This window comes from Streptacidiphilus anmyonensis, assembly GCF_000787855.1.
In the GTDB taxonomy this organism is placed as follows: domain Bacteria; phylum Actinomycetota; class Actinomycetes; order Streptomycetales; family Streptomycetaceae; genus Streptacidiphilus; species Streptacidiphilus anmyonensis.
Genome location: NZ_BBPQ01000075.1, coordinates 1 through 11330, shown reverse-complemented (window position 1 = coordinate 11330; position 11330 = coordinate 1). Strand labels below are relative to the sequence as shown.

Genomic DNA, 11330 nt, shown 5'->3' with positions numbered 1-11330 from the left:
GGGGGCGGGGCCCGGGGGGTCAAGCAGCCACGCCGCCCATCCGGTGCCCCCGCCACGACCGGCCGTCATCGGCGGTGCTGGCTGCGATCGGGGCTCATCTTGATGCGCAGGTCGGTCGGATCAGCGTGCGGTTGCCTCGGTCCGTGGCTGAGTCTGCGGTCGCCGCCTGGGACCGTGAGGAACTGGGCGGAGTCGGCGAGGAGAGCCGCGAAGAGTACGAACTGCCGGTAGGTCAGGCCGCGGCTGTGAGTGGGTCTTACGGCGCCGGTGGCCAGGGCGCCTGGGGGACGAGCACCGTCTCGTTGTCGTCCTTTGAGCACGGGTACAGCTTGGCCGGGTTGCCGTTGGCCAGGCCGCCCCAGATGTTCAGGCAATTGTTCAGCGCCGAGCGCGGCTGGATGGGGTTGAGCCAGTAGCTGGGAACCCAGTTCCAGGTGCCGTCCGCGTCGCCGTTGCAGTAGTAGAGCTTGATGTCGTTGCCGGTGACATCGCCGCCCTGCCAGTCGTTCGCGCACAGGGCGGTGTTCGTTTTGGACTGCAGTTCGAAGTGGTAGCTGTCGGTCTTGATGTAGTTCCAGACCTGTGCGTCGGTGCCGTTGCACTGCCATGCCTGCAGCGCCTGGCCGACGACGGCGTTGTCGCCGGGGATGTCCAGGCAGTAGGCGCCGCCGTAGAAGACGACGGCGATGTTGGTCATGGTGGAGTCGGCGTTGGCCGGAGCGATGCCGATCGTCAGGGAGACGAGCGGGGCCGCCGCAGCGGCCAGGGCGAGCAGTCGTTTGCGCATGGAGGCCTCCGAGTAGGTGATGGGGAGATCGGCATGAGACTTCCCCTGAGGGGGGCGGGGAGGGAACGACGGAATGCAAGGCGGGGCACGGCCCGCCGGCCGACCGGGGCGATGACGGTGGTCTGCGGTGGCGGCCCCGCCTCCCGATGATCGGGAGGCGGGGCCGCGGCGTGCCGTGATGGAGTTACAGCGGGAGGGACAGGACGTCCTCTTCCTGGACGTCGGCGCAGGGGTACAGGCGGGCCTGTGCGCCCTGAACGAGGCCGCCCCAGGAGTTGATGCAGTTGATCGATGCGACCTTCGGCTGGACCTGGAGGCCGTTGCCCTTGAAGACCCAGTTGAAGTACGTGTCGTTCGCGGAACCTGCGGAGCAGGGGTAGAGGGCCATGTGGTTGCCGGTGGTGTCGCCGCCCTCCCAGTTGTTCACGCACATGACGCGCTTCTGGGGGTCGTCGCTCCAGGCGGCCTGGATCTCGAAGTGGGTGGAGTCCTCCTGCCAGATCCACCACTGCTGGGCCTGGGTACCGTTGCAGCCCCAGAACTGGAGCTGGGCACCGTCGGTGAAGTGGCTGCCGGGGACGTCGAGGCACAGTCCGTTGCCGAACTTGATGGGGCCCCAGCTGGAGCCAGCGTGGGCGGAACCGGAGCCGACAGTGACAGCCACCAGCGCCGCCGCTGCGACTGTGGCGATCTTGGCCATGCGCTTGAACATCATGACATTCCCCCTGCGAATCATGGGTGTGCCCGAGCAGATGAGCTGGTTGTTTGGAGTGCGGCGCGAGTCCGGCATCGGCACGGTGATCGTCTGCGGCGCGGCTCCACTCTGTATGGCGGCAGCCAAGGCGAGCAATCCCGGCGGCCGTCTCCGCGTCTCTTCTGATTCCCATCCCTCTGACCTGCAGATTGAGACGGCTCCGCCAGCACCGTGAGACGATGGTCGGCCTCAGCGCCGCGCTCACTGACCGCAGCGAGCCGGACGGCCGAACGTGGATGCAATCACCACGGACACGTAACACCCTGGATCGCATGACCGAGCCAGCGCCCTCGGGTGCAGAGCATGATCACGCGCATGTCGTCGTCCAGCGCTGGTGGCGCGGGCACACCCGCTGCCATCCCTCGCGGTACCGCATCGCCACTACCCGCTGCCCGGTGCGCCAGGCCGTGTACAGCCGGCAGGCGAACAGAGCCACCGGACCCGGACCGCGAACGCTAGTGCTGTGACCGCTATGGTTCGCCGGCTTGAGAGGGAGGACGGGGTGTTCGTCGAGATCGTGTTCGTGGGGCTGCCGATCGACCGTGACGAGGTCGAGGAAGCGCTAGGCGGCGAGTTTGCGAATGGACCAGCGGGTGAGCGGCTGGCCTAGCTTGGTCGGTCGGGTGGTGGCCGTCTGGACGATGAAGTCCTCGTCGTCAGGACTGAGCAGGCGGGGACGGCCTCCCGCCCACCGAGGTCCAGAGCGGCCAGGCCGATCTCGTTGAACCGGTGGATCACCGCCAGCAGCACCGCACTAGAACGGGCCCAGGGTCAGCGGGTTGCCCGGCACGAGGCGCTGGGAGACCGCCTCAGCGACGTTCGTGGCGAGATTGGTGACGTCCGTCGAGGTGTTCGGGGTGTCGGTGGCGGAGACCGCGATGGAGAGGTGCCGGGACGGCAGGTAGGCCATGATCGCGGCGTAGCCGAGGAAGGAGGGGTTCTGGATGAGCCAGCCGTTCACCCACAGGACGGACATCCCGAAGTGGGCGGCCCTGGTCTGCGGGATGCACAGCGGGCACTGCGCCGTCTTCTCGCCGAGCCCGATGGTGCCGGGGTCGAACAGGGTCCGGTAGCCCTGGCGGGTGAGGGTCCGGCCGGTGCCGATGCCCTCGCCCGAGCGGGCGAGGTCGCAGATGTCCTGGGTGATGACCGCGCCCGGCGCGGTGGTCCAGGAGGGGTTCCAGAAAGTCGACTCCTCGTACGTGCCGCGGGCGGTGGTGAAGGCGTGCAGCACCGGGGTCGGGATGTCGGGGGTGTAGCCGTTCGACGTCGCGTGCAGCCCGAGCGGCCGGTAGATGCGCTGCTCCAGCAGGTGGTCGAGCCGGGTGTGGGTGATCCGCTGGAGCGCCTCGCCCAGCAGCAGGAAGTTGGCGTGCGAGTAGCTGAGGTTGGTGCCGGGCCGGTAGAGCAGCGTCCTCGGGTTCGCGTAGCCGAGCAGTTCCTCGGGCGTCCACTGCTTGAACGGCTGCGCCAGCAGCGCCTTCTGGAAGTCCGGGTTCTTGACGTAGTCCTGGAAGCCGGACGTGGTGTCGCCCAGCATCCGCAGGGTGATCTCGCGGGCGTGCGGCACCTCCGGCAGCCAGCGGGAGAGGGGGTCGTCGAGGCTGATCCGCTTCTCGTCGGCGAGCTGCAACAGGATGGTGCCCATGTAGGTGATGGCCACGGAACCCGCGCGGAAGCGCATGTCGGGCCGGGCCGGGACACCCGTCATCGACGTGCCGAGCGCGCCGGTCCACAGCTCGCGGCCGTTCTCGGTCACCCGGGCCACGACCGCCCGCAACTTCAGGTCGCGCCGCGCCTTTTCGACGGTGTCCTGGATGACGCGGGCCTGGCCGCGCGCCGGGGCCGGGGAGGCGACGCAGTCGGATCCGCGGCGCGCGGATCCGACGGCGTCGGCGGAGGCTGCCGTCCCCGCCAGCAGCGGGGTCGAGGTGAGCAGCAGGGCGGCGGCGCACAGCAGCGCGGTTCGCTTACGGGTCATGTGGTTCACCATCCGGCGGCCGCTCCCCCGCATCCGCGCAGGACACTCCGACCTCCACCCCGATGGCCCACGACGGGTGGGCCACCCGGATGCCCGCTCGGGTACGTCAGTGGCCCGACGCGGAGGCGAAGCGGCGGCTGACGCGCCGCAACGGGCCCGGAGCCCACCAGGCACGGGAGCCGGCGAGGCGGAAGAAGACCGGCACCAGGACGCCGCGGATCACCAGGGCGTCCAGCAGGATCGCGATGCCGGTGCCCAGGCCGAAGAACTTGGCCAGCGAGACCTGCGAGACCGCGATCGAGAAGAAGGAGACCGCCAGGACGGCCGCCGCCGCGCTGATCAGCGGGCCGCTCTCACCCAGACCCGCCCGCACGGCGAGGACGTTCTCCTCGCCGCAGTCGTGGCGCTCCTTGATGCGCGCGAGCAGGAACATCTCGTAGTCCATGGACAGCGCGTAGGCGACGCAGACCAGCAGGATCGGCATGGCGACGGCCAGCGGCGAGGGGGTGAAGCCGAGCAGGTGCGCGAGGTGGCCGTCGACGAAGACCCAGACCATCGCGCCCAGCACGCTGGTCAGGCCGAGCGCGTTGAACAGCACGGCCTTGAGCGGGAGCAGCAGGCTGCCGGTCGCCAGCGCGAGCAGGGCCAGCGTGAGCAGGACGGTGAGGCCGAGCGCCCACGGCAGGCCGTCCGTCAGGGCGTGGATGGTGTCCGCGAGTTGCGCGGCCAGACCCGCCAGGTGGACGGTGCGGCCGCCGGGCACGGGCACGGCGCGGATCCGCTCGGCCAGTTGCCGGCCCTGCGCGGAGTAGGGCACGACCTCGTTGGTGAGGTCGATGCGCGCCGAGGCTCCGTCGACCAGGCTCGACGGCGGGACGGTGGCGGCGACGGGTCGTCCGGCGACGAAGGCGCCCGCGGGGCTGTCGGCGCGCTCGACGCCGGGCACGGCGGACAGGGCGCGGGCGTAGTCGGCCAGCTGCCGCGAGTCGGGGTCGCCCGACCAGTCGGGGGCGACGACGGACAGGGTGTCTCCGGCGGCGCGGCCGCCGGGGAAGGCGGCGTCGAGGAAGTCGGCGACCTGGTGGCTCTCGACGGCCGCGGGCAGCGCGCGCTGGTCCGGGATGCCGAACTGGGCGTGCGCGAGCGGGAGTGCCGGGACCGCCAGCACGACGAGGGTCAGCAGGCCCCAAACGGCCGGGCGGCGCATCGTGATGGCGGCGACGCGGCCCCAGAACCGCCCCTCGGGCGCGCGGGGCGTGCCACGGGCGCGCAGCACCGGCCAGGTGTCGATGCGGTCGCCCAGGAGCAGCAGCATCGCCGGCAGCGGCCCGATCGCGCCGAGGACGGTGATCGCGACGGTGGCCAGGCCCGCGTAGGCGAAGGAGCTGAGGAAGTAGAGCGGGAACACGGTCAGCGTGCAGAGCACCGCCGCCACGATGGTCGCGCTGAAGACGACGGTGCGGCCGGCGGTGCGCATGGTGCGCTGGAGCGCGGCCAGGTCGCCGTCGCCGCGGGTGCGTTCGGTGCGGTAGCGGGCCACGATCAGCAGGCTGTAGTCGATGGCCAGGCCGAGCCCGAGCGCGGTGACGATGTTGGTGGCGAAGACCGACACCGAGGTGACGGCCGCCAACAGGCGCAGCGCGGCGAGCGCCCCGGCTATGGCCGTGACGCCGACGGCCATCGGCAGCAGGGCCGCGACGACACCCCGGAAGAGCAGGATCAGCAGCACCAGGGTGATCGGGAGCGCGATCGCCTCGGCGGTGGCGAGGTCCTGCGCGGTGGTGTCGTTCAGGTCGTTGTCGATCTGGGTGATGCCGCCGAACTGCACCTGGACGCCGTCGTGTTCGCCCGCGAGCGCGGTGTGCAGGTCGGCTACGGTGCGGCCGGCCCGGTCCTCGTCGCCCGCGACGGTGACCTCGGTGAGGGCGGCCGAGCCGTCCTTGGAGAGCAGCGCCGGGACGGGCGTGCGGAAGTAGGAGGCGTCGATCCGCACGTCGGGGTCGCGGGACAGCCGCGCGAGCAGGTCCGCGCCGGCCTTGGCGGCCGCCGGGCCGTCGGCGTGCCCGCCCGGGTCGCGGACGACGACGACCAGGTTGGGCTGGGCCGTCGGGAACTTCTGGCTCAGGACCTTCGCGGCGGCCACCGAGTCGGACGCGGGGTCGTCGAAGCCGCCGGACTTCAGCGCCTTGAGGGCGCCGCCGGACAGGATCCCGCCGAGGATCAGGAAGAGCAGCGCCGCGTAGAGGACGGTCTTCGGCCTGCGCAGCGGCAGCGTCGGGCGGCTCGCGGGCTCGGCGCGCGGCGGGCCGGCGGGCTCGGGCGTGTGGTCGGCGAGCGTGGCTGCGCCGGCCTGGTTCTGGTCGGCGGCTTCGGAGTTCACCGGGTCGCTCCTGGTCTGGTGGGTCGGGGTCGCTGGCAGGTCGGGACCCGGTGGCCGCCCGGGCACGACGGGTACGGCGGCCACCGGGAGTCAGAGGCGATCAGCCGTTCAGCAGGCGCAGCTGCTCGGCCAGGGTGTCGACGGCGTACGTGATCTGCTCGGCGGTGTGCTCGCTGGTGACGAAGAACCGCAGGCGGACCAGCTCCTCGGCGACGGCCGGGTGCAGGATCGGGTTGGCGCTGACGCCGTGGTCGAACAGGGCGGTCGACAGGGCGACGGCCTTGGCGGAGTCCTTGACGATCGCGGGGATCACCGGCGTGCCGTAGCTGTCGCCGGTGTCGATCCCGGCCTTGCGGGCCAGGCGCAGGAACATCTCGGAGTTCGTCCACAGCCGCCCCAGCCGCTCGGGCTCCTCGTGCATCAGCCGGATCGCGGCGAGCGAGGCGGCGGTGTTGGCCGGGGTCATGCCGACGCTGTAGACGAAGCCGGGCGTGCTCGCCTTGAGGAAGTCGACGACCCGCCGCGTGCCGGCGACGTACCCGCCGCAGCCCGCCAGCGACTTCGACAGCGTGCCCGACCACAGGTCCACGTCCCGGCGGTCGACGCCGAAGTGCTCGCCGACGCCGCCGCCGGTCGCGCCGACGGTGCCGATGCTGTGGGCCTCGTCGATCATCACGATCGCGCCGTGACGCTGCTTCACCTCGATCAGCGCCGGCAGGTCGACGATGTCGCCGTCCATGCTGTAGACGCCCTCGACGACGATCAGCACGCGGCGGTACTGGCCCCGCACGCGGCGCAGCAGGTCGTCGAGCGCGGCCATGTCGTTGTGCGGGAAGGGGCGGCGGCGGGCTCCGGAGAGCTTGCAGCCCTGAAGGATGCTGTCGTGGGCCAGGGAGTCGTGGACGATCAGGTCGTCCGGGCCCATCAGATGGCCGATCACGGTGACGTTGGTGGCGTGGCCGCTGACCAGCGCGATGGCCGCCTCGCACCCGTTGAGCTTGGCGAGTTCGGCCTCCAGCTCGTGGTGGAGCGGCTTGTTGCCCGACAGGAACCGGCTGGCCGAGACCGAGCTCCCGTAGGTGTCCACGGCCTCCTTGACCGCCTCCGCGACCTTGGGGTGACCGGACAGGCCCAGGTAGTTGTAGCCGGAGAAGGAGATCAGCTCGCGGCCCTCGATCCGGGTGGTGCCGCTCATCGTGCCCTCGTTAAGCAGGAAGTACGGGTTCCGGCCCGGGCCCTGGCCCAGCGAGGCGATGCGGCTCTCCATCGCGCGCAGCTCGGGGAAGTCCTCGATGCTGCGCTCCGCCGTGACGGCGGCGACCGCCTCGGTGACCTCGACGGCGACGGCGGCGACGTCCGCGGCGGCGGTTGCGGCGGGGTCGACCCGGCTCACGCCGACGAGTGCGGCGACGGCGTCCACCGCGGCGGCGATGGTGGGCTCGGCGGGCAGGAAGCCCTGGCCGATCCGGTCCGCGGCGGCGGGGAACGCGCGGCGCAGGCGCTCCAGGAGCTCGGTCACCATCAGCGAGTCGAAGCCCAGGCCGTGGGTGATCAGCAGGTCGTCCGAGAGCTGGTCGACGGCGAAGGCGCTGACCGCCGCGACCTCGGCGTAGACCCGGTCGCGGACCTGCTGGTACTCGGCCTGGTGCGCGGCCTGGTAGTCCGCCTGGCGCGCGGCGTCCGTCGGGACGCGCTCCGCCGTCGCCACCCTGGCCGAGCCCGACCCGTTGGCCGCGGCACGGGCCCCGGCGGCCGGTCTGGCGGCCTGGACGGGGAACGGCAGGCGGGTTCCCCACTGCTCCACCAGCGGGTGCACGGTCATGGCGGCCTGAGGGTCGCTCAGGGCCTGCTCGTCCCGCCCGGTCGATCCGACGAGGGTCTTGAGCACACTCAACTGGTCACGGAAAAGGGTGACGACGTCGTTCATGAGGGGTTCCTGTCCGTTGAGGCTTCGCGTGGACGGGGCGGGTCGCCGTGACGGTCCTGCGGGTTCGACGGCGCCCGGCGGCGTGCCGCCGCGGCCCGGGTCCGTCGGCAGCGCCCTGGGGTGGGTGGCTCCGGGCGCGGCCGCTGCCGGGGCCGTTTCGGCGGCGGGAGGTGTCGGCCTGGTGGCGGTGTCCGCCACGAGCGCGGCAGTGTCGGTCTCGCCCGCCACGACAGCGGTCAGGCCCGGCACCGTGGGCGGGCCCGGCACGCGGGAGGCGACCCGGGGGTGCCAGTGGCCCGTCGCGGCGAGCGGGGACGGCGGCAGGGTGACCAGCGGGACGTCGGCGGCCACGAGGCCCGTCGCGTCGATGTCCACACCCGCGACGGCGAGCCGGCCGAGGGCGCCCAGCAGGGTGCGCGTGTCGTCGGGGGTCTCGCCGGTCAGCGCCAGGCACCGCACGGCGGAAGGGTCGGGGACGCTGTGCCGCACCGAGCCCAACAGGCTCGTGCCGCCCAGCACCTGCACGAAGATCCGCGCGCCGCCCGCGTAGGCGGACGCCACGGCGTCGCCGAACCGCACCGGGACGCTCGCGTGGGCGGCCCACAGCTCGCGCAGCGCCGACGGGTCCGTCTCGGCCGCGCCGCTGACCGAGGACACGAACGCGCCGACGGGAGAGCTGATCCGGCGTGCCGCCAGGTCGGCGGCCAGCTCCTCGCGCACCGGGTCCAGCAGCGGGGAGTGGAAACCGTTGGAGACCTCCAGCGCGGTGCAGCCCAGCCCGGCCTCCGCGCAGCGCCGGGCCAGCTCCTCCAGCGCGGCCGGGGTACCGCTGTAGACGGTCTGTCCGGGGTGGTTGTAGCAGGCCGCCCAGAGGTCGTCGACGTCGCGGGCGAGTGCCTCCGCCTGCGCCGCGGTGCCGCGGACGGCGAGCATCCCGCCGCGTCGCAGCGACTCGGCACGGCGCATCTGCGCGCCCCGGGTCAGCAGCAGCCGGACGCACTCGTCCTCGTCGAGCGCGCCGGCCAGGACCGCTGCCGGGAACTCGCCGACGCTGTGGCCGAGGCTGACCGCCGGGGTGAGGCCCAGCGAGCGGACGAAGGAGCCGAGCGCCACGCCGAGGGCTCCGAGGACGGGCTGGCACACGTCCGTGCCGGTCAGCCGGGCGCGGCCCTCGGGGGTGTCGGCGTCGGGCCCGTGGACCGCGTCGAGGAGCGGGAACCCGTCCTCGTGCGCGGTCGCGGCCGCGTCCCAGGCCCGCAGGGTCTCCCGCACGGCCGGGAAGCGGGTGACGACGTCGCGCAGCATGCCGGGGCGCTGGCTTCCCTGGCCGGGGAAGACGAACGCCACCGAGCGCTCCGGTTCGGGCAGCGGGCTCGCGGCGGCGTGGACGCCCTCGCCGAGGACGCCGACCCGGCCCTGGGCCAGGGCGGAGCGGGCCTGCTGGACCCGCGTGCGCAGTTCGTCGTGCCCTGCCGCCACGACGGCCAGACGCGCCGTCAGCAGCCGACGCGTCGCCAGCGTGCGGGCGATCCCGGCCGGCGGCATGTCCGGCGTCTCGGCGACGGTCTCCAGGAACCGGACGAGGTGCGCCTCCAGCCGGTCGACCGAACCGGCCGAGAAGAGGAAGAGGTGCGGCTGTCCGGCGTCGCCGGCCCCGTCCGCCGCCACGGCTGCGGGCGCGGCTGCGGGCACGGTCTTCGCACGGGATCGGGTGCGCTTCGCGGGCGCGGCGTGCCGGGCCTGGGCCACGGAGGCCGGGGCCTCCTCCAGGACGACGTGGACGTTGGTGCCGCCGAACCCGAAGTTGCTGACGCCGGCGCGGCGCGGGGTGTCGGCGTCGTGCTGCCAGGGCTGGAGGCTGTCCGGGATCCGCAGGCCCGCCTCGCGCAGGTCGTCCTCGCGGGCGAGGTCGGTGGGCGGCATCGGCACGATCGTCCGGTGGTGCAGCATCAGCGCGGCCTTGATCACCGAGGCCGCGCCGGACGCGCCCAGGGAGTGGCCGATCAGCGACTTCACCGAGGTGAGGCTGGCGTCCACCCGCTCGACGACGCCCCGCTCAGCGGCGTCCTCGCTGCGGACCCGGGTGATCGCGTCGATCTCGGTGGCGTCACCGACCACCGTCGCCGTGCCGTGCGCCTCGAAGACGCCGACGGAGCGCGCGGAGAAGCCCGCGTCCTCGTAGGCCCGGTCCAGCGCCAGGAGCTGTCCTCCCGCACGGGGCGTCATCGGCCCCTCGGACATCCCGTCGTTGGACGTGCCCACGCCGCGGATCACGGCGTAGACGCGGTCACCGGCCGCCAGCGCGTCCTCAAGCGGCCGCAGGACCAGCACGCCCACGCCGTCGCCGAGGACGAAGCCGTCGGCGCGCTTGTCGAAGGGGCGGCACACCCCGTCCGCGGAGACCGCGCCGACCTTGGAGAAGGCCAGCAACGTCCTTGGCTCCAGGGCCAGATACGCACCGCCGACCAGCGCCACCCTCGACTCGCCGACGGTGAGGCTCGCCACGGCCTGGTGCAGCGCCACCGTGGTGGCCGAACACGCGGCGTCGACGGCGAAGCTCGGCCCCTGGAGGTCGAAGAACTGGCTGACGTTGGCCGCGGCCATGTTCAGCAGCACGCCGGGAAGCGTGAAGGACGCCATGGTGCGGACGTCGGGGACCAGTTCGAGGTATTCGGAGAGGTTGAGACCGAAGAACACCCCGGTACGGGCCCGGTCGAAGGTGCGCCGCTCCCATCCGGCGTCCTGGAGCGCCTCGCGGGAGGCGTCCAGGAGCAGCCGGTGCTGCGGGTCCATGCCCTCGACCCGACGCGGCGACATGCGGTAGTAGCGGGCGTCGAAGTGGTCGACCTGATCGATCGTCGCCAACTGGTCGGCGTACGTCCCGTTGCGGGACCGCCGGTCCTCCGGGGTGTGGACCAGGCTGTGGTCCCAGCGCTCCGGCGGGACCGGCCGGAACTGGCGCTCGGCCCGGCGCAGCAGGCGCCAGTAGTCCGTGAGATTCCTCGCACCGGGAAATCTGCACCCCATACCGACGATGGCTATGTCACGCAACGGTACTCCAAGTTTGAGTACGTACTGACTTTCCCCGCACAGGAAAGGAGCTCGAGCGGCTCACGTGATACGACCCTAGCCAGCCGGTTCTCGGCGGTACAAGATCCCCTCCGCAGTGTTCATGCGGAGGGCACCAAACGGCCTCAACAGGCTTTTCTTACTGAACAGTTGGAGACCCGAACAGGCCGCGGAAAACCGGTCGGCAGAGGTTTGTTGACAGCCCGTTACGTCAGGGCGAGGGGAAAGGTGAAGGAGCGGGGTGCGGTGCTCCGCTCCGTGCAGCACCGCACCCCGGTGCCCGCGGCCGGGGGGGATAACCGCAGGCGCCTCCGTTCGGGCCCCGCCGAAGTGAGGAACCAGCGGGACCCGGGCCCGTGAGCACGAACCCACGCACCAGCATGGACCCGCCCCCACGCCGCGACCCGCGGCGCGCCCCGCACGCACGGAACC

The 11330-nt window shown here is 72.3% G+C and carries 6 protein-coding genes and 1 pseudogene; 1 reads left to right on the top strand and 6 read right to left on the bottom strand.

The genetic code is table 11. From position 1 onward, the window contains the following. Positions 1 to 256: 256 nt before the first annotated feature. A complete protein-coding gene (locus tag TR50_RS36055) occupies positions 257 to 787 on the bottom strand; it encodes an RICIN domain-containing protein (protein ID WP_042432293.1) in 531 nt (176 codons plus the stop codon). Positions 788 to 971: 184 nt separating this feature from the next. Next, complete coding sequence (locus TR50_RS36050; RefSeq protein WP_042432290.1) at positions 972 to 1502, bottom strand: RICIN domain-containing protein; 531 nt, start codon at positions 1500 to 1502, stop codon at positions 972 to 974. Between TR50_RS36050 and TR50_RS47315 the strand changes: the two genes are divergently transcribed. Beyond that, the gene (locus TR50_RS47315) at positions 1486 to 1716 is read left to right on the top strand and encodes a hypothetical protein (RefSeq protein WP_160311247.1); all 231 of its coding nucleotides are present in this window, start codon (positions 1486 to 1488) and stop codon (positions 1714 to 1716) included. The genes TR50_RS36050 and TR50_RS47315 overlap by 17 nt on opposite strands. Before the next feature lie 393 nt (positions 1717 to 2109). Here TR50_RS47315 and TR50_RS49430 read toward each other — a convergent pair. From TR50_RS49430 to TR50_RS36035, 4 genes and pseudogenes are all read right to left on the bottom strand, one after another. Continuing rightward, positions 2110 to 2279 (bottom strand): annotated as a pseudogene (locus TR50_RS49430) (helix-turn-helix domain-containing protein); the annotation flags it as partial. A 16-nt stretch (positions 2280 to 2295) separates the two neighbouring features. After that, the gene (locus TR50_RS36045) at positions 2296 to 3522 is read right to left on the bottom strand and encodes a serine hydrolase domain-containing protein (protein ID WP_042432366.1); all 1227 of its coding nucleotides are present in this window, start codon (positions 3520 to 3522) and stop codon (positions 2296 to 2298) included. Positions 3523 to 3628: 106 nt separating this feature from the next. Further along, positions 3629 to 5902, bottom strand: a complete 2274-nt coding sequence (locus tag TR50_RS36040; RefSeq protein ID WP_052441738.1) for an MMPL family transporter — start codon at positions 5900 to 5902, stop codon at positions 3629 to 3631. 100 nt (positions 5903 to 6002) lie between these two features. Then, positions 6003 to 10880 (bottom strand): type I polyketide synthase, encoded by a 4878-nt coding sequence (locus TR50_RS36035; protein WP_236654736.1) that lies wholly within the window; start codon positions 10878 to 10880, stop codon positions 6003 to 6005. Positions 10881 to 11330: the final 450 nt, after the last annotated feature.

Bases quoted from the DNA above. Each gene is read 5' to 3' on its own strand.
- TR50_RS47315 (WP_160311247.1), top strand. From the start codon at position 1,486: ATGCGCTTGAACATCATGACATTCCCCCTGCGAATCATGGGTGTGCCC.
- TR50_RS36045 (WP_042432366.1), bottom strand. From the start codon at position 3,522: ATGACCCGTAAGCGAACCGCGCTGCTGTGCGCCGCCGCCCTGCTGCTC.
- TR50_RS36050 (WP_042432290.1), bottom strand. From the start codon at position 1,502: ATGATGTTCAAGCGCATGGCCAAGATCGCCACAGTCGCAGCGGCGGCG.
- TR50_RS36055 (WP_042432293.1), bottom strand. From the start codon at position 787: ATGCGCAAACGACTGCTCGCCCTGGCCGCTGCGGCGGCCCCGCTCGTC.